Genomic DNA, 23308 nt, shown 5'->3' on the forward strand with positions numbered 1-23308 from the left:
CGTTTCGCTGCTCCTCGGGGTATCTTCATGGTGTACGAGACGAGTTGGCGACGACGGAGCCGGAAGGTGAGTGACATGACTGAGATCGCGACGACGCGTCGCAGTCGCATCACGCCCGAGCGCGAGGCCGAGCTGTACCGGGCCGTGCTCGACCTGCTCCGCGAGGTCGGCTACGACGCCCTCACCATGGACGCCGTCGCCACCCGCACCCGATCCAGCAAGGCGACGCTCTACCGCCAGTGGGGCGGCAAGGCCGAGCTGGTGGCGAAGGCGGTGCGGCACGACAAGCCGGGCGTCTCCGCCGGCGGCGTCGACACCGGATCGCTCAGGGGCGACCTGCATGCCCTCACGATGCGTTCGGACGACTGCGAGATGGAGCAGAACTCCGCGCTGATGCGAGGACTGGCCATGGCGATCCATGGCAACCCGGACCTCCTGAGGGCGTTCAAGGAACATCTCGTCGAGCCGGAGATGGCGGAGTTCCGCAATGTGCTCCAGCGGGCGATGGACCGGGGCGAGATCCGTGCGGACAACCCGGCGATCGACTTCGTGCCGCACATGATGATCGGCGCGTTCGCCGCCCGCACCATGCTCGACGAACAACCGCCGACGCAGGCCTTCCTCCTCTCGTACATCGACGCCGTGGTCCTCCCTGCCCTCGGCGTCTCCACCACCACCTGACCGTCCCCACGGTTTGCCCACCCTGACGTCACCGCTCACGTCGTCGGGCCGATCACCCCTGCTCTCCCCGCCGGGTTGGTCAACCCTGCCCTTGGGGCCTGTGGCCCCACACCACGACCTGACCGGGAGTACGCCTCCGTGGCCACGTTCCTTTACAAACTCGGCCGTCTCGCCTTCCGGCGACGCCACTTCGTCGCCCTGATATGGGTGGCCCTGCTGACCCTGGCCGGCGTCGGCGCCGCCTCCGCGCCCGCCGCCGGCTCGACCTCCTTCTCCATCCCCGGCGTCGAGGCCCAGAAGGCCTTCGACCTGCTGGAACAGCGCTTCCCCGGAGCCAGCGCCGACGGCGGGACCGGGCGCATCGTCTTCAAGGCGCCCGAGGGCCAGAAGATGACGGACGCTGCCAACAAGGCGACCGTCGAGAAGACCGTCAACGCCCTCGGCGACGGCTCCGAGGTCGCCTCGGTCACCGACCCGTTCACGACCGGTGCCGTGAGCAAGGACGGCACGGTCGCCTACACGTCGGTGAAGTACGACGCCCCCGGCATGGAGCTCAAGGACTCGACCAGGGACGCCCTCGAGAAGGCCGGGGACGACGCCCGGGCGACCGGACTGACCGTCGACGTCGGAGGTGACGCCCTCCAGGCCGGCGCCGAGCCGGGTGCGATCGGCGAGGTCATCGGTCTCGCGATCGCCGCCGTCGTCCTCGTCATCACCCTGGGCTCGCTGGTCGCGGCCGGACTGCCGCTGCTGACGGCGATCATCGGCGTCGGCATCGGCGTCTCCACCATCACCGTCCTCGCCAAGGCGCTCGACCTCGGCGACACCACCTCCACCCTCGCGTTGATGATCGGCCTCGCGGTCGGTATCGACTACGCGCTGTTCATCGTCTCCCGCTACCGCAGCGAGCTGGCCGAGGGCCGCGACCGCGAGGAGGCGGTCGGCCGCGCCACCGGCACCGCCGGCTCGGCGGTGGTCTTCGCCGGCCTCACGGTCGTGATCGCCCTGGCGGGCCTCGCGGTCGTCAACGTGCCGATGCTGACCAAGATGGGCCTCGCGGCGGCGGGCACGGTCGTGGTGGCCGTCCTCATCGCGCTCACCATGATCCCCGCGCTGCTCGGCTACGCCGGCAAGAGGGTCAGGGCCACGGGCGAGAAGCGCCGGTCGACCGGCTCCAAGACGGGTGCCAAGACCGATGCCAAGGCCGGTGCCGGGACCGGGGAGAAGGATCGGCAGGGCAAGCAGGCCAAGCAGGCCAAGCCGGGTCCGGGCGTCCGCTGGGCGAGCTTCGTCATCCGCCGTCCGGCCGCCGTGCTGCTGCTCGGTGTGGTCGGGCTGGGTGCGATCGCCGTCCCCGCCACCCAGCTGGAACTCGGCCTGCCCGACGACGGCTCGCAGCCGACGTCCACGACGCAGCGCCGGGCGTACGACCTGCTGTCGGAGGGCTTCGGCCCCGGCTTCAACGGCCCCCTGATGATCGTGGTCGACGCCAAGAACAGCGACGACCCCAAGGCGGCGGCCACCACGGTGACCGACGGGATCAAGGACCTCAAGGACGTCGCGACGGTCACCCCGGCGATGTTCAACAAGGCCGGCGACACCGCCACGATCACCGTGATCCCGGGCTCCAAGCCGTCCTCGACCCAGACCGAGGACCTGGTGCACGCCATCCGTGACCAGGGCACCGACGTCAGGGCCGACACCGGCGCGCAGGTGCTCGTCACCGGCACCACCGCGATGAACATCGACTTCTCGCAGAAGCTCAACGACGCGCTGATCCCGTACCTGGGCCTGGTCGTCGGCCTGGCCTTCCTGCTGCTGATCGTGGTCTTCCGCTCCATCCTGGTCCCGCTGAAGGCGGCGCTCGGCTTCCTGCTCAGCGTGCTCGCCGCGCTCGGCGCCGTCGTCGCGGTCTTCCAGTGGGGCTGGCTCAGCGGCCTGATCGGCGTCGAGGAGACCGGCCCGATCATGTCGATGATGCCGATCTTCATGGTGGGCGTCGTCTTCGGCCTCGCGATGGACTACGAGGTGTTCCTCGTGACCCGGATGCGGGAGGCGTACGTCCACGGCGAGAGCCCGAGCCAGGCCATCGTCACCGGCTTCCGGCACAGCGCCAAGGTGGTGGCCGCCGCCGCGATCATCATGATGGCCGTCTTCGGCGGCTTCATCAGCTCCACCGAGTCGATGATCAAGATGATCGGCTTCGGCCTGGCGATCGCCGTCTTCTTCGACGCGTTCATCGTGCGCATGGCGATCGTGCCGGCCGTGCTGGCACTGCTCGGCAAGAAGGCCTGGTGGCTGCCGAAGTGGCTGGACCGCGCCCTGCCCAACGTGGACGTCGAGGGCGAGGGCCTGAAGACCCAGGCCGACGCCGCCTCCTCCCGTGACGGCGACGAGGACCGGGAACTGGTGCGCGCCTGACGTACCGGTCCACCGCACAAGACCGCCGGTGAGGGCTCCGTGGGGACGGGGCGCCCTCACCGGCTTCTTCTCACGCGATCGGCCACCGGTCGGCCCTCGGTCGGCCATCTCTGGATCGGGGCCGGAGCCGCGATCCTGCTCGCGCTTCGTGCGCGCTCGCGCGGGACGTACGACGGCTCCGGCACGGACCCGGCGTCCTGAGGCGGGACAACCCGCTCGCGTGCCCCCTACACCGGCCACTAGCGTGCGGTGCATGACGACGACAGCCGCGCATCCCCGATTCGCCGAGGCCCTGCACGACCTGGGCCTCGACCAGCTGCACACCCGGGTCCGCCGGTTCCCCGAGGCGACCAGGACCGCCGCCGAGGCCGCCGCCGCGATCGGGTGCGAGCTGAGCCAGATCTGCAAGTCGCTGATCTTCGCGGCGGACGGGGTGCCCGTGCTGGTGCTGATGGACGGCGCCTCGCGCGTCGACGTGGAGCTGGTGCGCAGGGAACTCGGCGTGGCGAAGGTGACCCGGGCCGCCGCCGACGTCGTACGCGAGACCACCGGATACGCGATCGGGGGCGTGCCGCCCTTCGGACACCGGACGCGGACGCGGGTGCTGGCCGACCGGAACCTCCTCGCGCACGACGTCGTGTGGGCCGCCGCGGGGAACCCGCACGTCGTCTTCCCCATCGCGCCCCAGGACCTCGTCGAGCACGCCGACGCGACCCTCGTGGACGTGCGCGAGCGCACCGCGTGACCCCGCTGGTCACCGCGGCCGTCCTGGTCGCCGCGATCACCCATGCCAGCTGGAACGCCATCGCCCACCGGATCACCGACAAACTCGTCGGGTTCACGCTGATCGCCGGCGGCGGCATGCTCATCGGGCTCGCGCTCGTGCCGTTCACCGCGTTCCCGGCGGCCCGCGCGTGGCCGTACCTGCTGTCCTCCGCTCTCGTCCACATCGCCTACTACGTGCTGCTGATGCGGTCGTTCCGGCTCGGCGACTTCGGGCAGGCCTACCCCATCGCGCGCGGCTCCGCGCCGCTCGTCGTCACCGTCCTCGCCGCCGTCTTCGCGCACGAGGTGCCGGACGGCTGGGCGGCCGCCGGTGTCGCGCTGTCCTGCGCGGGGCTGACCGGCGTCGCCCTGTGGGGGCTGCGCGGCCGGCGGCCGAACTGGGCGGCGATCGGTGCCGCGCTGGCGACCGGGCTGACCATCGCCGCCTACACCGTCGTCGACGGGCTGGGCGTGCGCGCCTCCGGGTCCTCCCTGGGGTACATCGCCTGGCTGATGGCCGTGCAGGGGGTCGTCATCCCGGCGTACGCCGTCCACCGCTGGCGCGGGGGGACCCTCGCCGTGCTCCGCCCCTACGCCGCCCTGGGGCTGCTCGGCTCCGCGCTGTCCGTCGTCGCGTACGCCCTCGTCCTGTGGGCGCAGACCCGCGCCGAACTGGCGCCGATCGCCGCGCTGCGGGAGTCGTCGGTCATCGTCGGAGCGGCCATCGGCGCCCTGTTCTTCAAGGAGCGGTTCGGCGCGCCCCGGCTCGTCGCCGCCGGACTCCTCGTCGTCGGTATCGGCCTGATGCTGCACACGGGCTGACTCGCCTGTCCGCTCGCCCGCCCGTCCGCTCGACCGCCCTTCGTCCGTCCGGGTGCCCGGCTGGTTAGGGTGAAGTCATGCCCGAGACCACAGCGTTCGGCCCTGACGATCTCGACTCCTACCTGAGGAGGATCGGCTGGGAGGGGGAACGCCGTGCCGACGCGGCGACCCTGCGGGGTGTGCATCTGGCCCACAGCCGCGCCATCCCCTTCGAGAACCTGGACCCGCTGCGCGGCACGGTCCCCTCGCTCGTCCCCGCGGACCTGATCGCCAAGCTGGTGCGGGGCGGCCGGCGCGGCGGCTACTGCTACGAGCACAACATGCTGCTCGCGGGCGTCCTGGAGGCGCTGGGCTTCGGGGTGACCCTGCTGACGGCGCGGGTCGTCGTGGGCGCGCAGCGCTTCGAGGAGCGGCCCCGCACCCATATGGCGCTCCTCGTCGAGGTCCCGGGCGACCCGCGGCCGTACCTCGCCGACGTCGGTTTCGGCGCCCCCGGAGCCCTGCTCGAAGCCGTCCCGCTCACCGCGGACGTGGAGTTCCACGACGCGGGCCGCCGCCATCGCCTCGTCCACGCCCCGCACCGCGGCCCGCTGGAACTGTGGGTGCTCCAGGCGCACGCGGCGACGGCCGGGGCGACCGGGGTGTCCGAGGCGCCCGGGACTTCCGGGACTTCCCGGGTGTCCGGCGGGGGCGGCTGGCAGGCGCAGTACGCCTTCACTCTCGAACCCTTCGAACGGCCCGACTTCGAGGTGATCAACTGGCACATCGCCACCAACCCCCGCTCACCGTTCAGCAGCCGCGCCTACGTCCAGCGCAGCACCGCCGACCGCCATCTCCTCCTCAACGGTCCGCTGCTCACCGAGACCCACCCCGACGGCACGGTCAAGCAGCGCGAGCTCACCGACGAGACGGAGGCGCGCCGGGTCCTCGACGAGGAGTTCGGCGTCGCCGTACCGGACGGAACGCGGCTGCTGCCCTGAGCCGACGCGGTGCGTTCGTCCGCTCGCGGGAGCACCCTGGAAGGAGGACCCCCGGAGGTGACCTCATGACCACTATGCACACCACTGTCGGATGGCATGTCGAGCTGGAGTTCGAGGAGGACGGCCGGCACACCCGCGCGGTGGCGCTGGTACGTCTGCCCGACGGGACCGAGATCAGGACCCATGGGCATGCCACCCGGCACAACGTGGACGTCAACCAGCCACGGGTCGGCGAGGAGATCGCCGGCGCCCGCGCCCTCAACGAGATCGCCATGCAGCTGCTGACCAAGGCCCATGTGGAGATCGACGACGACTCGGGCCACAGGTCGCACTCGATCAACGTGTGAGACACGTGAGGCGTGCGAGGACCTTGAGACGCGCGTGAGACGGGTGGGCGTCAGCGCTCGGCGGTCAGGGCCGTCCGCAGCGCTCGCAGCAGCGCCTGCGCGCGCGGGTCCGCCGTCACGCTCGTCCGGAAGCCGTTGGTGACATAGCCGAAGGCGACGCCGGACTCGGGGTCGGCGAGGCCGAGCGCGCCTCCGCGGCCCGGGTGGCCGAAGGAGGTGGGGGACAGCAGCGGGGACGCGGCCCCGTGCAGCATGGGGCCGAGGCCGAACCGGGTGTTCACGACGAGCACCCGGTCGGGGCCCGAGGACTGCTCGCCGCGCGCCAGTTCCACCGTTTCCGGCCGCAGCAGCCGCACCCCGCCCGCCACCTCGCCGATCAGCGACGCGTAGAAGCGGGCCAGGCCGTCCGCGGTGGCGATGCCGTTGGAGGCGGGGAGCGCCGCGGCCCGGTAGGCGGGGTCGTTCTCGTCGGGCAGCGGGGTGATCGCGGCGAAGGCGCGGCGGGTGAGGGAGGCGGGGTCGGCGTGGGCGGCGGTGACGGCCGGCTTGGGCCGGGTCTTCAGCGCCCCGCTCCGCGCGGGCGCGTCCACCTGCCCCACGCGCCCCACGCGCGCGTGCTGCGCCTGCGGCAGTCCGAGCCACAGGTCGGCCCCCACCGGGCCGGCGATCTCGTCGGCGATCCACTCGCCGATGGTCCGCCCGGTGATCCGCCGCACCAGCTCGCCGGTCAGCCAGCTGTACGTCTGGGCGTGGTACCCGTGGTCCGTCCCGGGCTCCCAGGCCGGCGCCTGCGCCGCCACCGCCGCCGCGCCGAGGTCGGGGTCGGCGGCCTCGGCGGGTGTCAGCGGCCGGTCCAGCACGGGGACGCCCGCGCGGTGCGCGAGCAGGTGCCGGACGAGCGTGCGCTCCTTGCCCGCGGCCTTGTACTGCGGCCAGTACGTCCCCACGGGCGCGTCCAGGTCCAGTTCCCCGCGCTGGTGCAGCAGCAGGAGTGCGACGGCGGCGACGCCCTTGGTCGCCGACCGCACGATCTGCGCGGTGCCCTGTTCCCAGGGCGCCGCGTCGGCCGTGCCGGCCGCGCCGTCGACGTCTCGCGTGCCGCCCCACAGGTCGACGACCTTGTGCCCGTCCCGGTAGACGGCCACCGCCGCGCCCCGGTCCCCGAGCACCTCGAAGTTCGCCGCGAACGCCTCCCGGACCGGCTCGAAGCCCTCGGCCACCGCACCGTTCACGTTCACGCCCGCACGCCCTCTCGAAGACCGCCTTCAACTCCTGGGGGAACACCCCCGTCGAGCCTGCGATTCCTTCGTTTCGCTAGCCGAGAATGATCGTTACATCGATGTTGCCGCGGGTGGCGTTCGAGTAGGGGCACACCTGGTGCGCCGCGTCGACCAGCTTCCCGGCGAGTTCCGGGTCGAGTACGGGGAGCGAGACGCTGAGCGCGACGGCGAGCCCGTAGCCCTTGGTCTTGTTGGGGCCGATCCCGACCTTCGCCGCCACCGTGGACCCGGTGAGGTCGTAGCCCGCGCGGTTGCCGACCAGGATCAGCGCGTTGTGGAAGCAGGAGCTGTAACCGGCCGCGAAGAGCTGCTCCGGGTTGGTGCCGTTGCCGTCGCCGCCCAGCTCCGGCGGCATCGCCACCTTCAGCTCGATCTGGCCGTCCTGGCTGGTCACGTACCCGTCGCGGCCGCCGTGCGCGGTTGCCTCGGCGACGTATGTGATCTTCGTCGGACGGGTGTCGACGGTGTTGACGGTGTCGACGGCGCTGCCTTCGGTCACGGCGGGACCTCCCCCGGGAACTTGCCCAATAACCTTGCCCAATTACATCGTGCACAAGGTACCGGCCGGTAGGTAGGTGCTCGTCTACCAGGGGGGCCGTACCGGGGGTAACTCAGGGGGGTGGAGGGCGGCGGTGGCAGCCGTGAGGCTCCGCCGGACTCCGTGCCGCCGGACTCCGTTGCAGCCGGACTCCACCGGACTCCACCGGACTCAGCGGGTGCGGTCCGCCGCGCCCTGTGCCCGTTCCGCGAGCTCCCACAGCTCCTCGCGCAGCCGTGTGACCTCCGCCGCCCCGAGCCCCGTCGTCGCGAGCAGGGAGGCGGGCACGCGTTCCGCGCGCCCTCTCAGCTCCTCGCCGCGCCCGGTGCATGCGACGAGCACCGAGCGCTCGTCCCGCGCCGAGCGCTCCCGGAGCACCAGCCCCGCCCCCTCCAGCCGCTTCAGCAGCGGCGACATCGTGCCGTAGTCGAGGCGCAGGGCCGACGCCAGTTCCTTGACGGTCGTCTCGCCGCGCTCCCACAGGACCAGCAGCACGAGGTACTGGGGGTAGGTGAGCCCCAGCTCGTCCAGGAGCGGCCGGTAGGCGGCCGTCACCGCCCGCTGGGCCGCGTACAGCGCGAAGCACAGCTGCTCGTCGAGGAGCAGGGTGCCGTCGGCGGTGGGTGCCTCGTTCGTCACGCGCCCATTGTTCACGCGCCCATTGTTGCGGAGCGCGGGTCGAACCCGAAGGGCAGCTCCAGGCGATGGGCGCGCATGAGGGCGTCGTCGGCGAGCAGATCGCCGGTCCGGCCGTCCGCGGCGATCACGCCCTCACTGAGGATGAGGGCGCGCGGACACAGCTCCAGGGCGTACGGCAGGTCGTGCGTGACCATGAGCGCGGTGACGTCCAACGACCGCAGGATGTCGGCCAGTTCCCGGCGCGAGGCGGGGTCGAGGTTGGAGGACGGCTCGTCCAGGACGAGGATCTCCGGTTCCATCGCGAGCACCGTCGCGACGGCCACCCGGCGGCGCTGGCCGAAGGACAGGTGGTGCGGCGGACGGTTCTTGAACTCCGCCATGCCGACCTGTTCGAGGGCGTGGTCGACCCGCGCCTCCAGGGCGGCCCCCTTCAGCCCGGCGGCGGCCGGCCCGAACGCCACGTCCTCGCGGACCGTCGGCATGAACAGCTGGTCGTCCGGGTCCTGGAAGACGATGCCGACCTTGCGGCGGATCTCCGCCATGTGCTGCTTGCCGACGGGCAGCCCGGCCACCGTCACGGTGCCCGCGCCGCCGGTCAGGATGCCGTTGAGGTGCAGCACGAGGGTCGTCTTGCCAGCGCCGTTGGGGCCGAGCAGTGCGACCCGCTCGCCTCGCGCGACGGAGAAGTCCACGCCGAACAGGGCCTGGTGGCCGTCGGGGTAGGCGAAGGCCAGACCGGCCACTTCCAGGGAGGGCGAGGGCGTCACGGAAGGCGTCACGGCGTCAGTCACAGGGACCATCCCAACACGCAGACCAGAAGGGCGACGAACGGGAGGGTGAGTGCGTACGACCACTGCGCCCGTGACGCGGTCACCTCGTCGATCACCGGCATCGAACCGGCGTACCCCCGGCTGATCATGGCCAGGTGTACGCGCTCGCCGCGTTCGTAGGAGCGGATGAACAGCGCGCCCGCCGACTTCGCGAGCACCCCCCAGTGCCGTACCCCGCGCGCCTCGAACCCGCGTGACTCCCGGGCGATCCGCATGCGCCGCATCTCGTCCGCGATGACGTCGCCGTAGCGGATCATGAAGGACGCGATCTGCACGAGCAGCGGGGGCAGCCGCAGACGCTGGAGGCCGAGGAGCAGTTCCCGCAGCTCGGTGGTGGACGCCAGCAGCACGGAGGCGGCGACGCCCAGGGTGCCCTTCGCGAGGACGTTCCAGGCGCCCCACAGGCCGTTGACGCTGAGCGACAGGCCGAGGACGTCCACCCGTTCGCCCTCCGCCACGAACGGCATCAGTACCGCGAACGCGACGAACGGCACTTCGATCAGCAGCCGTTTGAGCAGGAAACCGGCGGGCACGCGCGCGTGGCGCGCGGCGAAGGCCAGCAGGACCGCGTACAGGCCGAACGCCCACATCGCCTCCCGCGGCGTCGACACGACGACCACCACGAAGGCGAAGACGGCGGCGAGCTTGGTGTGCGGCGGCAGGCCGTGCACGGGCGAGTGCCCGTGCCGGTAGAGCCGGTGTGCGTGTCCCGCGCCCATGACGTCAGACGTTCTCTACGGCCGTCGGTGACACGTCGTCGCCCGTCCGGCGCCTGCGCACCGCCCAGAACACCGCGCTGCCCGCGACGACGGTCGTGCCGACGCCGATCACGCCCGCGAGGCCGCCGGACAGACGGGCGTTCGTCACGTCCTTGACGCCGTAGTCGGCGAGCGGGGAGTCGGCGGAGGCGTGCCCCTCGGCCTTCCTGTCGATGCCCTTGTCGGCGGCGACCTTCTCCAGGCCGTCGGGGTTGGCGGAGGCGTAGAAGCTGACGAATCCGGCCAGGACGAGGGACGTGACCAGGCCCGTCACCCACAGCGTGCGCCGCGAGGTGCGCGCCGCCACGGGCGTGCGCGCGCCGGCCGGCGCCTCCTCGGCCGCCGGGGCGTCGACGAGTTCGCCGTGCACCCGCAGCCGGAGCTTCTGCCGCAGATCGCGTGCGCCATGGACGAGATCCGGCCGGACGGCGACAACGGCGCCCACGGTCAGCGCGGTGATCACGGCCTCGCCGATACCGATCAGCACATGCACGCCGATCATCGCGGTCGCCACCTTGCCGATCGCCACGTCGGTGGTGCCGCCGATCCAGTAGATGAGCGTGAAGGCGACGGCGGCGGCTGGCACGGACAGTACGGCGGCGACGAAGGAGGCGACCGTGATGGACCGGCGGCTGCGGGGCAGCACCTTCACCAGGCCGCGGAAGACGGCGTACGCCACGACGGTCGTCACGATGGCCATGTCGGTGATGTTCACGCCGAGCGCGGTCAGACCGCCGTCGGCGAAGAGGACGCCCTGCATCAGCAGGACCACGGACACGCACAGGACCCCTGTGCAGGGGCCCACGAGTATCGCGGCGAGCGCGCCGCCGAGCAGGTGGCCGCTGGTCCCCGCCGCGACGGGGAAGTTCAGCATCTGCACGGCGAAGATGAACGCCGCCACCAGGCCGGCCAGCGGCGCGGTCCGGTCGTCCAGCTCGCGGCGCGCGCCGCGCAGGCTCACGGCGATGGCGCCGGCGGCGACGACTCCGGTCACGGCGGAGGTCGGGGCGTTGATGAATCCGTCGGGTACGTGCACCCGACGATGATAGTGGCTTAATGCGAACGGTTCGCAAGAGCGAGAAGCTTGTCTCTTCCGGCGCGGGGCTCGCGGCTCGCGGGGCTTGCGAGGTGCGCGGGGCTCGCGGCAATCCTGCGGCGGGCCCCCGCCGCATCCGTGTATCGCACAGGTGAGATATGCCTGCGCGAGGAGCGCAATCCGCAAAATATGCGACATTGGAAGGGGAGCGGACGCACAGCTTCCGCACAGGTCACGCTGCGTGAGAGGGTCGGCCGATGTCCGTAGTCGAACAGTACGCGCGAGCCCACATCGTCACCGACGCCGATCAGGCCGAGGAAGAACGCACTGCCGTACCCGTCGTCCTGCGGTACGACCCCGAGGATCCCCGGTCGGTCCGCGTCGGGCTGCCCGACCGGCGCGAGTGGACGTTCTCCCGCACTCTCCTGGAACAGGGGCTGCGTGCCCCGGCCGGTACCGGCGAGGTCCGGGTGTGGCCGTGCGGGCGCGTCCAGGCCGTCGTCGAGTTCCACTCCCCGCACGGAGTCTCGGTCGTCCAGTTCGAGTCGAAGACGCTGCTGCGGTTCCTGCGCCGCACCTACATGGCGACGGCACAGCAGCCCGTCACGCACTAGCCGGACGGTCCGGCCCGGACCGGACCGGCCCGGCGGGCGTGCCGGACCGTGTTCCGGTGGGCGTCAGGCCCGCGTTCCGGTGGGCTTTCGGGCGGGGTGTCAGCCGCCCAGGCGCAGCAGTGAGGCCACGATGGGTCCGGCCGTGTCGCCGCCGTGGCCGCCCGCCTGGACGACGCCGGCGGCCGCCAGGTCGCCGCGGTAGGCGGTGAACCAGCCGTTGGGCTTGTCCTGGTTGTCGACCTCGGCCGAGCCCGTCTTGGCGCCGTAGTCGGGGCCCAGGCCGGACATCGCCTCGGCGGCGGTGCCGGCCGCGGCGGTGTAGTTCATCAGCTCCCGCAACTGCGACAGGGTGGAAGACGACATCGTGCGCGAGGCGGTCGCCAGCGTGCGGTCGTCGACGGACGGGGCGACCAGATACGGCTGGTGGAAGGTGCCCGCCTTCACGGTGGAGGCGACCGACGCCATGTTCAGCGGATTCATCCGGACCCCGCCCTGACCGATCAGCGACGCCGCCATCTGCGCCGCCGACTGCACCGGGACCGAGCCGTCGAAGGACGGCACGCCGATCGCCCAGTTGTTCATCGACAGGCCGAAGACCTGCTGCGCCTGCTTGGTCAGGCTGTCGTTGTCCAGGTCGGGCGCCTGGCTGATGAAGGCGGTGTTGCAGGAGCGCGCGAAACTCGCCTTGAACGTGCCGCCGTCGATCTTGAAGTCGTCGTCGTTGTGGAACTTCCAGCCGCCGTAGGTGAACGTCTTCGGGCAGGGGTGCACCTTGTCGGCCGACGCCAGGTCCTTCTCGATGAGGAGCGACGAGGTGATGACCTTCATCGTGGAGCCGGGCGCGAGCGAGCCGTTGAACGCGGTGTTGAAGCCGTGGCTGGCGTTGGCCACCGCGAGGATCTCGCCCGTGGAGGGGCGCATCACGACGACCGACGACTTCGCGGTCTTCGCCACCTGCCGCTCGGCGGCCGCCTGGAGGGTCGGGCTCAGTGTGGTCTTCACGGTGCCCGGAGTGCCCTTGCTGAGCTCCAGCAGCGTCTTGTCGGAGGCCTTCTTCGCCTTCGACGCCTTGCCGCGGACGACCTGGAGCTCCACACCGGCCTTGCCGCCCGCCTTCTTGCCGTACTTCTCCCGCAGCCCGTCCAGGACCGGCTCCAGGGAGGGGTACTTGGCGGCGGTCAGCTCGCCGCCCGCACTGTCGACGGCCTTGACCGGCGGGGTGCCGGAGTCGCCGGTGACGAGCGTGTCGCCGTCCTGGAGGTCCGGGTGGACGACGGAAGCGTGCCAGTCGACCTGCGCCGTGCCGTTCTTCGGGTTGCGGACGACGGTGAGGGTGCTGGCGTACGTGAGCGGCTTGCTGACGCCCTTGTACTTCACCGTGCCCTTCACGGAGAACGGGACCTTGGCGCCGGCGGCCTTGCCCGCGGTGAAGGTGGCGCCCGTGACGTGGGCGTCCTTGGTGTAGCCGGTCAGGAGGGCGGTGGCGGCCGCGGGGTCGTCCGTGGCGGCGGCCGCCCCGGACACCTTGCCCTGCTGCCAGGCCGTCAGGAACCGGGCGGCCGTGGTCTTCGCCTCGGTCGCCGACGGCGCGTCGGCCCTGACCCGGGGCACCTGGGTGCCGTTGGCCGTCGCGGCCGAGCCCTCGTCGGCCGCCGCTCCGCCCCCGTACAGCGCGTAGACGCCGATGCCCGCCCCGACGATCACGACGGCGATCATGCCGCCGGCGACGGCGGGCCGCCGCTTCTTGCGCCGTTCTTCGACGCGCCTTCTCTTGCCCACTGCCAGATCCTCCGGATCCCCAGGGGCTTCCCCCCAGCCCCGCTGCCCTCGTTGCCCTCATTGACCCCAACGACGGCTACCACCCTAGAGTCCCGTCCTGTGAGGGTGACGTCATGTGTGACGTCAGCCACCGTCCCGCCGTTCAGCCGGCCCGCAGCACGTCCGCGACGATCGGGCCGGACGCGTCGACGCCGTGACCGCCGTCCTGGGTCATCGCGGCGGCCGCCACATCACCCCGGTAGCCGGTGAACCAGCTGTCGGACCTGCTCTGCCCGTCGACCTCGGCGGAACCGGTCTTCGCGCCGATCCGGCCGCTCAGCCCGGCCATCACCTCGGCCGCGGTGCCGCTGGTCGCGGTGCGGTTCATCATGGAGCGCAGCTGCTGCACGGTGCCCGACGACAGACCACGCGCGTGTGCCGCTTCCCGGCCGTCGAGGCTGAGCGGCACGATCACCGGCTGGCGGAAGGTGCCCGTCATCGCGGTCGCCATGACCGACGCCATGTTCAGCGGGTTCATCTGGACCTGGCCCTGGCCGATCAGGCCGGCCGCGGTGTCCGGGCCGCCGGCGGCCGGGACGGAGCCGTCGAAGGACGCGATGCCGGTCTGCCAGTCGAGGCCGATCCCGAACCGGTCCCGGGCCTCGTTCGTCAGCGAGTCGACCTTCACCTCGTCCGCGAACTTCACGAACGCCGTGTTGCAGGAGCGGGCGAAGCTCTCGGCGAGGGTCGCGTTGTCGTTCGGCTTCATGCCGGTGATGTTGTGGAAGGTCTGGCTCTCGGAGACGGCCGTGGACGGACAGGGCGCGGGGCCGTTCGCGGTGGTCAGGCCGTTGTCGATGAGCGTGGCCGCGCTGAGGATCTTCATGGTGGAGCCGGGTGCGACCTCTCCCAGGAACGCCGCGTTCCAGCCGTCCGTCCGGTTGTTGGCGACCGCCAGCACCTCGCCGGTGCTCGGCTTGACGGCCACCACCGACGACTGGTCGTACTTCTGCACCGCCTTCTCCGCGGCCGCCTGCACGTCGGCGCTGAGGGTGGTGGGCACCTTGCCCGCCTTGCCCTCGGCGAGGGTCAGCAGCGGGGTGTCGGCGGTGTCCGGGGTGGCGTGTCTGATCGCCAGCTCGACGCCGGCCGTCCCGCCCGCCTTGTTCCCGTACTTGGCGCGCAGCTGGTCCAGGATCGGCCCCAGGGAGGGGTACTTCTCCTTCGTGAGCACCTTGCCGTCACGGTCCACGGCCTCGATCGACGGCGCCGTCGAGGAGCCCGTGACCAGGGTGTCGTCCATGGACTTCAGCTCGGGGTGGACGACCGAAGGCGCCCAGTCCACCAGTGCCTTGCCGGTGGTGACGCCCCGGACGACCGTCAGCTCGCTCTTGTAGGTGAGCGGCTTGGACTTCCCGTCGTACGACACGGTCGCCCGGACCGTGAAGGGCACGCTGTCGCCCACCGACGCGCCCGGCGTGATCTTCACGCCGGTGATGTGCGCCGCCTGGCCGTACGAGGTCAGCAGGGGCTCGGCCTTCGCCGCGTTGTTGGTGAGATGGGCGGCCGCCACGGCCTGCCCCTTCTCCCAGGCCGCGAAGAACCGGGCGCTCGTGTCCTTCACCTCGGACCCGCTGGGCGGCCCGGTCTTCACGGCCACCGGCTCGCTGCCCCCCGGCCCGTCGGCCCCGCTCCCGCCGCCGTTCAGCGCGTTGACGATGTTGAAGGCCCCGTACCCGGCCCCGCCCACCATCACCGCGAAGACCGAGCCGACTACCGCTGCCTTGGCCCCCTTGCGCATGTACGCCCTCCCCGTTGTCCCCGTTGCCGCCCTCGTGGGCGTTTCTGAACGCGTTCAGAAAATTCCCTCAGGCTCACAGTAAGCGGAAAGGGTGGCGCGTGGGGCGAGAGTTTCAGTAATCGTTAGACCCACGTATCCAGCCACATACGTGAACGCCAGTCGTCGATCGGGATGGCCTGGCCGGTGTACAGGGGCCAGAAGTAGATGAAGTTCCAGGCGATGAGCAGGACGAGGACACCCGCGCCGGTGGCGCCCGCCACGCGGCGGGTGTCGCTGGAGCCCGGGGGACCGATGAGCGCGCCGATCATCATGGCCACCGCCAGACACAGGAACGGCAGGAAGACGACGGCGTAGAAGAGGAAGATCGTGCGTTCCTGGTACATGAACCACGGCAGGTAGCCGGCCGCGATGCCGCAGACGATCGCGCCGGCGCGCCAGTCGCGGCGGAAGAGCCAGCGCCACAGGACGTAGAGGACCGCGAAGCAGGCCGCCCACCACAGCAGGGGCGTGCCGATCGCGAGGACCTCGCGGGCGCACTTCTCGCCCGCGTCCGTCGGGCAGCCGTCCTGGCCCGGGGCGGGGGACTCGTAGAAGTACGAGACCGGGCGGCCGAGGACGAGCCAGCTCCACGGGTTCGACTGGTACGTGTGCGGCGAGGTGAGGTGGGTGTGGAACTCGTAGACCTCGTGCTCGTAGTGCCACAGGCTGCGCCACCAGTCGGGGAACAGCCAGGTCCAGTTGCCGCCCTTGCCGTCGGTGGCCGCCCAGTTGCGGTAGTAGCCGCCCTTGCCGTCCGTGGCGGACAGGATCCAGCCCGTCCACGACACCAGGTAGGTGACCAGCGCGACCGGCACCGTGGCCAGGAACGCGAAGCCCGTGTCGCGCTTCAGCACCGCCAGGTACGGGCGGCGGGCACCCGCCACCCTGCGCGAGGAGACGTCCCACAACACCGCCATCAGGCAGAACGCGACCAGGATGTACAGGCCGTTCCACTTGGTGCCGATGGCCAGGCCCAGCATCAGACCGGCGCCCCAGCGCCAGGGGCGCAGGCCCAGGCGGGTGGTCTCCGCGATGTGCGGGTCGGGGCGGCAGCGGCCGTCCACGTCCACGGGGAGCGCGGCGGCGAGTTTCTCGCGCGCCTTGTCCCGGTCGACCACCAGACAGCCGAAGGCCGCCAGCACGAAGAACATCAGCACGCCGTCGAGCAGCGAGGTGCGGCTCATCACGAAGGCGAGCCCGTCGACCGCCATCAGCGCGCCCGCCAGGCAGCCCAGGAAGGTGGAGCGGAAGATCCGGCGGCCGATCCGGCACAGCAGCAGAACACTGAGCGTGCCGAGCACCGCCGTCATGAACCGCCAGCCGAACGGGTCGAACCCGAAGAGCAGCTCGCCCAGCCCGATCACGTACTTGCCGACCGGCGGATGCACGACGTACGCCGCGTCCGCCGGGATCGTGACGTGCCCGCCGGAGGAGAGGATGACGTCGTTGGCGTTCTTGTCCCAGTTGACCTCGAACCCGCGGTGGACGACCGCCCACGCGTCCTTGGCGTAGTACGTCTCGTCGAATATCACCGCCTTGGGGCTGCCCAGATGCCAGAACCGGAGCACGCCCGCCAGCAGCGTGACCAGCAGCGGACCGGTCCAGGACGACCGGCGCGCGATCCGGTCGGCCCGCTGGTGCGAGATGCCAAGCGCCTGCCACAACCGGGCGCTGGGCTGCGCGAACGGCGGCACCAGCCGCTCCCGGACGTCGGCGGAGGGCTCCGCGGTGTATCCGAAACGGCGCAGCCGTTGCTGCCACGACGGCCGCTGGTCTGGCGGTGTCTGGCCCTGCCGGTAGTCCGTGGAGTCCATGGAGGACGCGGTACTGGTCACCGCGCCATCGTAGGGAACAGGTCTGTGTGAGTCCCGTGCACGGGCCCTAACCGGCCTGGCCGATCGAGTGGGGCCCGGCCCTGCGAGGATGGAAACGTGACAGCTACGCCCGGAATCCTCGTTCTCGCCGGTACTCCCATCGGTGACGTCTCCGATGCCCCGCCCCGTCTCGCCGAGGAGCTGGCAGGCGCCGACGTGATCGCCGCCGAGGACACGCGCCGGCTGCGGCGGCTGACCCACGCGCTGGGGGTGACGCCCAAGGGGCGGGTCGTGTCCTACTTCGAGGGGAACGAGTCCGCCCGTACTCCCGATCTGGTCGCGGATCTGGTGGGCGGCGCGCGCGTGCTGCTCGTCACCGACGCCGGGATGCCGTCGGTCTCCGACCCGGGATACCGGCTGGTCGCCGCGGCCGTCGAGCAGGACATCCGCGTCACCGCCGTCCCCGGCCCGTCCGCGGTGCTCACCGCGCTGGCCCTGTCCGGGCTGCCCGTCGACCGGTTCTGCTTCGAGGGGTTCCTGCCGAGGAAGGCTGGCGAGCGGCTGTCCCGGCTGCGGGAGGTCGCGCAGGAACGCAGGACCCTCGTGTACTTCGAGGCCCCGCACCGGCTCGACGACACCCTCGCCGCGATGGCCGAGGTGTTCGGCGCGGACCGGCGGGCCGCCGTGTGCCGGGAGCTGACCAAGACGTACGAAGAGGTGAAGCGCGGTCCGCTCGGCGAGCTGGCGGAGTGGGCGGCCGAGGGCGTGCGGGGCGAGATCACCGTCGTCGTCACCGGGGCGCCCGAGCGCGGCCCCGAGGAGCTCGACGCGGCGGAGCTGGTGCGGCGGGTGCGGGTGCGCGAGGAGGCGGGCGAGCGCCGCAAGGAGGCCATCGCGGCGGTGGCCGCGGAGGCGGGGCTGCCGAAGCGCGAGGTGTTCGACGCGGTGGTGGCGGCGAAGAACACCGGGGGCCTGTGACGGTTGTTGCCCGGGTGTTGTGAAGGGACTCACACCCCCTCTGAGCAGGGCGCATGTCGTCTGAGCGTGCGCCCCATGTGCGGGCAAAGGACGCCGGGCGTTGGGGCAAGGGACGCCCAAATCGCCTTCAACAGTGCACAGGTCGAGTGCATTCGCTCCGGGCGAGGCGTCCACTGGATGACGGGACCTGAGCGGTCCCACCAGCGGACACCAGGAGCGGTCATGAGTGACATCACAGGGCAGACCGGCCTCCGCGGCGGCGCCGGCGCCGTCGTCAACGAGTCGTACTCCTTCGCCTGCATGCGCTGCGGGCACGGCTGGGAGCAGGCCTTCGAGATAGAGCACCACACCGACGCGGACGGTCACGAGTTCGTGCTCTACGTGGCGAACGGGCGGGTCGTGCCGTCGCCGCTGAGCCGCCCCGCGTGCCAGAACTGCGACGGGCACGTGGTGCGCATCATGCGGGCGGGGCAGGTCTCGTCGGTGCTCAACGCGGCTCGACAGCACAAGGCGCCCCCGGCCGGACCGGTCCAGGCACCGGTCTCGGCGGCCGGGGAGCCCTCCGACGCACAGCCCGACGCGCGGTCCAAGGCGCCGCAGCACCACCACTGGCACCTGTCCGACCTTCTGCACCCGTTCCGCAAGGCGAGCTAGCCGGGCAGGCGAGCCGGCCAGGCGGGCGGCGCAGGCGGGCGGCCCGATCGCCCGCCGAGGAGGGCGTGCCCCTTCCGTAGGATCGGGGCATGCCTTCGAACGCCGACAAGAACGCCGACAAGAACGCCGCGCCGCCGCTTCCGGCCCCTCTCGGGGTGCCGGTCGCCGACTCCCACACCCACCTCGACATGCAGTCGGGCACGGTGGAGGAGGCCCTCGCGAAAGCGGCGTCGGTCGGCGTGACGACGGTCGTGCAGGTCGGCTGCGACGTACGGGGCTCCCGGTGGGCGGCCGAGACGGCGGCGGCCCACGGCAGCGTCCACGCCACGGTCGCCCTGCACCCGAACGAGGCGCCGCGCATCGTGCACGGTGATCCCGACGGCTGGTCCCGCCAGGGCGCGCGGACGCCGGGCGGCACGCAGGCGCTCGACGAGGCGCTCGCCGAGATCGACCGCCTGGCCGCGCTTGCGCACGTCAAGGGCGTCGGCGAGACCGGACTCGACCACTTCCGCACCGGACCCGAGGGAAAGGACGCCCAGGAGACCTCCTTCCGCGCCCACATCGAGATGGCCAAGCGGCACGGCAAGGCCCTGGTCATCCACGACCGTGACGCCCACGCGGACGTCCTGCGCGTCCTGAAGGAGGAGGGCGCCCCCGAGCGCACCGTCTTCCACTGCTACTCCGGCGACGCCGAGATGGCCGAGATCTGCGCCCGCGCCGGATACTTCATGTCCTTCGCCGGCAACGTCACCTTCAAGAACGCCCAGAACCTCCGGGACGCCGTCGCGGTGGCCCCGCTGGAGCTGCTCCTGGTGGAGACCGACGCCCCGTTCCTGACCCCGGCGCCCTACCGCGGACGGCCCAACGCGCCGTATCTGATTCCGGTCACGGTGCGCGCCATGGCCGCCGTACGGGACATCGACGAGGACACCCTGGCCACCGCCCTCGCCGCGAACACCGCACGCGCGTTCGACTACTGAGGGCGCCCGCCACCCGTCGAACACAACTCTCGGTAGCCGCGCCACTTTGGAGAGTGACCGTCGCTCCGCTAGGTTCTGGGGGCCTGATCCGGACCCCTCCCCTGGAGTGTCGGCGTGAGCAACTCGCAGTACTTCGAGTACGAGCCGTACGCCGGTGGCGGGTCGTACGTCGACCTGCACAACGCCGAGACGATCGCGTACGGCGTGTACGCGGCGCCCGGGACGTACGACGACACCTACCGGCCCGCGTACGAGACGTACGAAGCGCCGCCCCCGCCTCCCGAGACGCTCCAGCTCCCCGAACCGGTCCGGTTCGCCGAGCAGGCCCCGCCCGCCGGGACCGCTCCCTACGCCGAGCCGGGCCGGTTCACGGGGGCCGCTCCGTACGCCGAGACGGTCCAGCTCTCCGGACCGGTGCTGCCCCAGCAGGCTCCGCCGCCCCCGCTGTCCCCGCTGCCGCGGCAGGACGCGGGACAGGACGCGGGGCGGGCCGCGCGCCGGCGCCGGGGGCGCTCCGCCGAGCGTCCCGAGTCCACCATCCGCCGACTGGTCCCGCAGGCACTCGTCGTCGCGTTCCTGGCCGGCGGCACCACCGCCTTCGTCGCCGAGGACAAGGCGGTCGAGCTGACCGTCGACGGCAAGCCGCGCACGCTGCACACCTTCGCCGACGACGTGAGCGAACTCCTCGCCGAGGAAGGCGTGCGGGTGGGCGCGCACGACGTGGTGGCGCCCGGCCCCGACACCGCCCTCACCAGCGGTGACGAGATCGCGGTGCACTACGGGCGGCCCGTCCGGCTCACCCTGGACGGACACCGGCACGAGGTGTGGACGACGGCGCACACCGTGCAGGAGGCGCTCCAGCAGCTCGGGGTGCGCGCGGAGGGCGCCTACCTGTCCGTCCCGCGCTCCCAGCCGATCGGCCGCGCGGGGCTCGCGCTGGACGTCCGCACCGAGCGCTCGGTCACGGTCATGGCCGACGGCCGGGCCCGCACCATCCGCACCAACGCGGCGACCGTGGGCGAGGCGGTGGCGGCGGCCGGGATCACCCTGCGCGGCCAGGACGCCACGTCCGTCGCGCCCGACAGCTTCCCGCGCGACGGACAGACGGTCACCGTGCTGCGGATCACCGGCACCAAGGAGGTACGGGAGGAGGCGATCCCGTTCGACGTGCACCGCACCGACGACTCCTCGCTGTTCAAGGGCACGGAGGTGGTGGAGCGGGCCGGACAGCCCGGCCTGCGCCGGATCACGTACTCGCTGCGCACCGTGAACGGCGTACGGCAGCAACCGCGGCGGATCCGCGACGAGATCGTGCGCGAACCGCGCGATCAGGTGGTGAAGGTCGGGACGAAGCCGCTGCCCGCCTCCGTGCAGGGCGCCGACGGCCTGGACTGGCAGGGTCTCGCGGTCTGCGAGTCGGGCGGCCGGCCGAACGCGGTCGACCCCTCGGGCACGTACGGCGGGCTGTACCAGTTCGACACCCGCACCTGGCAGAGCCTCGGCGGCAGCGGACGGCCCCAGGACGCACCGGCGGCGGAACAGACGCTCCGCGCGAAGAAGCTGTACGTGCGACGCGGGGCGAGTCCCTGGCCGCACTGCGGGACGCGGCTGCACGGCTGAGCGGTCGGCGGCGGACGGGTGAGAGGTGCGGCGGCGGGCGGTGTCCGTGCGCCCCCGTACCCTTGTCCCGTGAGTACCAGCCCCGCCCCCGACGCCCTTCTGGGCCCCGCCGACATCCGTGAGCTGGCGGCGGTCCTCGGCGTGCGTCCCACCAAGCAGCGCGGCCAGAACTTCGTGATCGACGCGAACACGGTCCGCCGTATCGTCCGCACCGCGGAGGTCCGGCCCGACGACGTGGTCGTCGAGGTGGGCCCGGGGCTCGGCTCCCTCACCCTGGCGCTGCTGGAGACCGCCGACCGGGTCACGGCCGTCGAGATCGACGACGTCCTGGCCGGCGCGCTGCCCGCGACGATCGCGGCGCGCATGCCGGAGCGCGCGGAGCGCTTCGCGCTGGTGCACTCCGACGCGATGCAGGTGACCGAGCTGCCCGGCCCCGCCCCGACCGCGCTGGTCGCGAACCTGCCGTACAACGTGGCCGTGCCCGTGCTGCTGCACATGCTGGAGACCTTCCCGAGCATCGAGCGCACCCTCGTCATGGTCCAGTCCGAGGTCGCCGACCGGCTCGCCGCCGGGCCCGGCTCGAAGGTGTACGGCGTGCCGTCGGTCAAGGCCAACTGGTACGCCGAGGTCAAGCGGGCCGGCGCCATCGGGCGCAAGGTCTTCTGGCCCGCGCCGAACGTGGACAGCGGGCTGGTGTCGCTGGTGCGGCGGACCGAGCCGATCGACACCACGGCGTCGCGGCGCGAGGTGTTCGCCGTGGTCGACGCGGCGTTCGCCCAGCGCCGCAAGACCCTGCGGGCCGCGCTCGCCGGATGGGCGGGCTCCCCGGCCCGGGCCGAGGAGGCCCTGGTGGCGGCCGGCGTCTCGCCACAGGCGCGCGGCGAGGCCCTCACGGTCGAGGAGTTCGCCCGCATCGCCGAGAACAAGCAGCCCGAGCAGCCCGGACAGCCCGAGGAGTCCTCCGAGTGAGCGTCACCGTGCGGGTGCCCGCCAAGGTCAACGTGCAGCTCGCGGTGGGCGCCGCCCGCGCGGACGGCTTCCACGACCTGGCGAACGTCTTCCTCGCGGTCGGTCTGTACGACGAGGTCACGGTGACCCCGGCCGACGGACTCCGCGTCACCTGCGAGGGCCCGGACGCCGGCCAGGTGCCCCTGGACCGTACGAACCTGGCGGCGCGGGCCGCGATCGCGCTGGCCGAGCGGTACGGCCGTACGCCCGACGTGCACCTCCACATCGCCAAGGACATCCCCGTCGCCGGGGGCATGGCGGGCGGCAGCGCGGACGGCGCGGGCGCGCTGCTGGCCTGCGACGCGCTGTGGGGCACCGGCGCCACCCGTGACGAACTCCTCGAGATCTGCGCCGAGTTGGGCAGCGATGTGCCGTTCAGCCTGGTCGGCGGGGCGGCTCTCGGCACCGGGCGCGGCGAGAAGCTGACGGCCCTGGAGGCCGGCGGCACGTTCCACTGGGTGTTCGCGATGGCCGAACGGGGGCTGTCGACCCCGTCGGTGTTCCGGGAGTTCGACCGGCTGGCGCAGGGCCGGGACATCCCCGCACCGGTGGCCTCCCGGCGCCTCCTCGACGCCCTGGCAGAGGGTGACCCCGACGCCCTCGCGGCCACCGTCTCCAACGACCTCCAGCCGGCCGCGCTGTCGCTCTTCCCCGAACTCGCCGACACCCTCGCCGCGGGCCACGCGGCCGGCGCCCTCGCCACCCTCGTCTCGGGCTCGGGCCCGACCACCGCGTTCCTCGCCCGCGACCCCGCCGCCGCGGAGAAGATCGCGCAGGCGCTGCGCACGTCGGGCACCTGCCGGAACGTGCGCGTGGCGGCGGGACCGGCGCCGGGCGCGACGGTCGTCGGGGACCGCACGTGACGCGGCCGTCCTCGTCGTAGACAGCCTGTCCCGGCCGTAATTCGGCTGCTACCAGCGGCCCGTCCCCTCTAGGCTCCCCCGG

At 72.1% G+C, this 23308-nt stretch carries 22 protein-coding genes; 13 read left to right on the forward strand and 9 right to left on the reverse strand.

Annotated elements, in window-relative coordinates; translation table 11 throughout:
• The first annotated feature begins 75 nt into the window (after positions 1 to 75).
• The 6 genes from ACFVYS_RS33830 to ACFVYS_RS33855 all read left to right on the forward strand — a co-directional run bounded on the left by ACFVYS_RS33830 (position 76) and on the right by ACFVYS_RS33855 (position 6016).
• Positions 76 to 681, forward strand: coding sequence for a TetR/AcrR family transcriptional regulator (locus ACFVYS_RS33830; RefSeq protein WP_389508329.1), 606 nt, complete (start codon positions 76 to 78; stop codon positions 679 to 681).
• A 138-nt stretch (positions 682 to 819) separates the two neighbouring features.
• The gene (locus ACFVYS_RS33835; protein WP_389508330.1) at positions 820 to 3102 is read left to right on the forward strand and encodes an MMPL family transporter; all 2283 of its coding nucleotides are present in this window, start codon (positions 820 to 822) and stop codon (positions 3100 to 3102) included.
• 253 nt (positions 3103 to 3355) lie between these two features.
• Complete coding sequence (locus tag ACFVYS_RS33840; RefSeq protein ID WP_389508332.1) at positions 3356 to 3847, forward strand: YbaK/EbsC family protein; 492 nt, start codon at positions 3356 to 3358, stop codon at positions 3845 to 3847.
• Complete coding sequence (locus ACFVYS_RS33845; RefSeq protein ID WP_389508334.1) at positions 3844 to 4689, forward strand: EamA family transporter; 846 nt, start codon at positions 3844 to 3846, stop codon at positions 4687 to 4689. Before ACFVYS_RS33840 ends, ACFVYS_RS33845 begins: the two co-directional genes overlap by 4 nt.
• 77 nt (positions 4690 to 4766) lie before the next feature.
• Positions 4767 to 5669, forward strand: coding sequence for an arylamine N-acetyltransferase (locus tag ACFVYS_RS33850; protein ID WP_389508336.1), 903 nt, complete (start codon positions 4767 to 4769; stop codon positions 5667 to 5669).
• A 74-nt stretch (positions 5670 to 5743) separates the two neighbouring features.
• Positions 5744 to 6016, forward strand: coding sequence for a DUF1876 domain-containing protein (locus tag ACFVYS_RS33855; RefSeq protein WP_389508401.1), 273 nt, complete (start codon positions 5744 to 5746; stop codon positions 6014 to 6016).
• Positions 6017 to 6066: 50 nt separating this feature from the next.
• Here ACFVYS_RS33855 and ACFVYS_RS33860 read toward each other — a convergent pair whose 3' ends face one another.
• The 6 genes from ACFVYS_RS33860 to ACFVYS_RS33885 form a co-directional block, all read right to left on the reverse strand.
• Positions 6067 to 7254 carry a serine hydrolase domain-containing protein gene (locus tag ACFVYS_RS33860; protein WP_389508338.1) on the reverse strand — a complete coding sequence of 396 codons (1188 nt, stop codon included), beginning with the start codon at positions 7252 to 7254 and terminating at the stop codon, positions 6067 to 6069.
• Between the two features lie 76 nt (positions 7255 to 7330).
• Positions 7331 to 7795 (reverse strand): organic hydroperoxide resistance protein, encoded by a 465-nt coding sequence (locus ACFVYS_RS33865; RefSeq protein WP_389508340.1) that lies wholly within the window; start codon positions 7793 to 7795, stop codon positions 7331 to 7333.
• A 210-nt stretch (positions 7796 to 8005) separates the two neighbouring features.
• A complete protein-coding gene (locus tag ACFVYS_RS33870; protein WP_389508342.1) occupies positions 8006 to 8473 on the reverse strand; it encodes a MarR family winged helix-turn-helix transcriptional regulator in 468 nt (155 codons plus the stop codon).
• Between the two features lie 11 nt (positions 8474 to 8484).
• Complete coding sequence (locus ACFVYS_RS33875) at positions 8485 to 9273, reverse strand: energy-coupling factor ABC transporter ATP-binding protein (RefSeq protein ID WP_199920295.1); 789 nt, start codon at positions 9271 to 9273, stop codon at positions 8485 to 8487.
• Positions 9261 to 10022 (reverse strand): cobalt ECF transporter T component CbiQ, encoded by a 762-nt coding sequence (gene cbiQ, locus ACFVYS_RS33880; RefSeq protein ID WP_389508344.1) that lies wholly within the window; start codon positions 10020 to 10022, stop codon positions 9261 to 9263. Before cbiQ ends, ACFVYS_RS33875 begins: the two co-directional genes overlap by 13 nt.
• A gap of 4 nt (positions 10023 to 10026) precedes the next feature.
• Positions 10027 to 11097, reverse strand: a complete 1071-nt coding sequence (locus tag ACFVYS_RS33885) for an energy-coupling factor ABC transporter permease (RefSeq protein WP_389508346.1) — start codon at positions 11095 to 11097, stop codon at positions 10027 to 10029.
• 257 nt (positions 11098 to 11354) lie between these two features.
• Here ACFVYS_RS33885 and ACFVYS_RS33890 point away from each other — a divergent pair, with 257 nt between their 5' ends.
• Positions 11355 to 11711, forward strand: a complete 357-nt coding sequence (locus tag ACFVYS_RS33890; RefSeq protein ID WP_389508348.1) for an SsgA family sporulation/cell division regulator — start codon at positions 11355 to 11357, stop codon at positions 11709 to 11711.
• Positions 11712 to 11810: 99 nt separating this feature from the next.
• On the opposite strand, the gene ACFVYS_RS33895 is transcribed toward ACFVYS_RS33890, so the two are convergent.
• The 3 genes from ACFVYS_RS33895 to ACFVYS_RS33905 all read right to left on the reverse strand — a co-directional run bounded on the left by ACFVYS_RS33895 (position 11811) and on the right by ACFVYS_RS33905 (position 17144).
• Positions 11811 to 13490 (reverse strand): penicillin-binding transpeptidase domain-containing protein, encoded by a 1680-nt coding sequence (locus ACFVYS_RS33895; RefSeq protein WP_389508350.1) that lies wholly within the window; start codon positions 13488 to 13490, stop codon positions 11811 to 11813.
• Between the two features lie 142 nt (positions 13491 to 13632).
• Positions 13633 to 15270, reverse strand: coding sequence for a penicillin-binding transpeptidase domain-containing protein (locus ACFVYS_RS33900; protein WP_389508352.1), 1638 nt, complete (start codon positions 15268 to 15270; stop codon positions 13633 to 13635).
• 122 nt (positions 15271 to 15392) lie between these two features.
• Complete coding sequence (locus ACFVYS_RS33905) at positions 15393 to 17144, reverse strand: dolichyl-phosphate-mannose--protein mannosyltransferase (protein ID WP_389508354.1); 1752 nt, start codon at positions 17142 to 17144, stop codon at positions 15393 to 15395.
• A gap of 96 nt (positions 17145 to 17240) precedes the next feature.
• Between ACFVYS_RS33905 and rsmI the strand changes: the two genes are divergently transcribed.
• The 6 genes from rsmI (at position 17241) to ACFVYS_RS33935 (ending at position 23226) form a co-directional block, all read left to right on the forward strand.
• Positions 17241 to 18101 carry a 16S rRNA (cytidine(1402)-2'-O)-methyltransferase gene (gene rsmI, locus ACFVYS_RS33910; RefSeq protein ID WP_389508355.1) on the forward strand — a complete coding sequence of 287 codons (861 nt, stop codon included), beginning with the start codon at positions 17241 to 17243 and terminating at the stop codon, positions 18099 to 18101.
• A 222-nt stretch (positions 18102 to 18323) separates the two neighbouring features.
• Entirely contained in the window at positions 18324 to 18755 is a 432-nt protein-coding gene (locus ACFVYS_RS33915; protein ID WP_389508357.1) for a hypothetical protein, read from the forward strand.
• An 89-nt stretch (positions 18756 to 18844) separates the two neighbouring features.
• A complete protein-coding gene (locus tag ACFVYS_RS33920) occupies positions 18845 to 19735 on the forward strand; it encodes a TatD family hydrolase (RefSeq protein WP_389508358.1) in 891 nt (296 codons plus the stop codon).
• 114 nt (positions 19736 to 19849) lie between these two features.
• Positions 19850 to 21355 (forward strand): ubiquitin-like domain-containing protein, encoded by a 1506-nt coding sequence (locus ACFVYS_RS33925; RefSeq protein WP_389508360.1) that lies wholly within the window; start codon positions 19850 to 19852, stop codon positions 21353 to 21355.
• A gap of 69 nt (positions 21356 to 21424) precedes the next feature.
• Positions 21425 to 22324 (forward strand): 16S rRNA (adenine(1518)-N(6)/adenine(1519)-N(6))-dimethyltransferase RsmA, encoded by a 900-nt coding sequence (gene rsmA / locus ACFVYS_RS33930; RefSeq protein ID WP_389508362.1) that lies wholly within the window; start codon positions 21425 to 21427, stop codon positions 22322 to 22324.
• Positions 22321 to 23226 carry a 4-(cytidine 5'-diphospho)-2-C-methyl-D-erythritol kinase gene (locus ACFVYS_RS33935; protein WP_389508364.1) on the forward strand — a complete coding sequence of 302 codons (906 nt, stop codon included), beginning with the start codon at positions 22321 to 22323 and terminating at the stop codon, positions 23224 to 23226. Before rsmA ends, ACFVYS_RS33935 begins: the two co-directional genes overlap by 4 nt.
• The last annotated feature ends 82 nt before the right edge of the window (positions 23227 to 23308 follow it).

It is taken from the genome of Streptomyces sp. NPDC058295, assembly GCF_042880655.1.
GTDB classification, from domain to species: Bacteria; Actinomycetota; Actinomycetes; order Streptomycetales; family Streptomycetaceae; genus Streptomyces; species Streptomyces coriariae.

Excerpts from the sequence above, each read along its gene's own strand:
- ACFVYS_RS33890 (WP_389508348.1), top strand. The coding sequence starts at position 11,355 with ATGTCCGTAGTCGAACAGTACGCGCGAGCCCACATCGTCACCGACGCC.
- ACFVYS_RS33900 (WP_389508352.1), bottom strand. The coding sequence starts at position 15,270 with ATGCGCAAGGGGGCCAAGGCAGCGGTAGTCGGCTCGGTCTTCGCGGTG.
- ACFVYS_RS33875 (WP_199920295.1), bottom strand. The coding sequence starts at position 9,273 with ATGGTCCCTGTGACTGACGCCGTGACGCCTTCCGTGACGCCCTCGCCC.
- ACFVYS_RS33915 (WP_389508357.1), top strand. The coding sequence starts at position 18,324 with ATGAGTGACATCACAGGGCAGACCGGCCTCCGCGGCGGCGCCGGCGCC.
- cbiQ (WP_389508344.1), bottom strand. The coding sequence starts at position 10,022 with ATGGGCGCGGGACACGCACACCGGCTCTACCGGCACGGGCACTCGCCC.
- ACFVYS_RS33840 (WP_389508332.1), top strand. The coding sequence starts at position 3,356 with ATGACGACGACAGCCGCGCATCCCCGATTCGCCGAGGCCCTGCACGAC.
- ACFVYS_RS33830 (WP_389508329.1), top strand. The coding sequence starts at position 76 with ATGACTGAGATCGCGACGACGCGTCGCAGTCGCATCACGCCCGAGCGC.
- ACFVYS_RS33855 (WP_389508401.1), top strand. The coding sequence starts at position 5,744 with ATGCACACCACTGTCGGATGGCATGTCGAGCTGGAGTTCGAGGAGGAC.
- ACFVYS_RS33850 (WP_389508336.1), top strand. The coding sequence starts at position 4,767 with ATGCCCGAGACCACAGCGTTCGGCCCTGACGATCTCGACTCCTACCTG.
- ACFVYS_RS33920 (WP_389508358.1), top strand. The coding sequence starts at position 18,845 with ATGCCTTCGAACGCCGACAAGAACGCCGACAAGAACGCCGCGCCGCCG.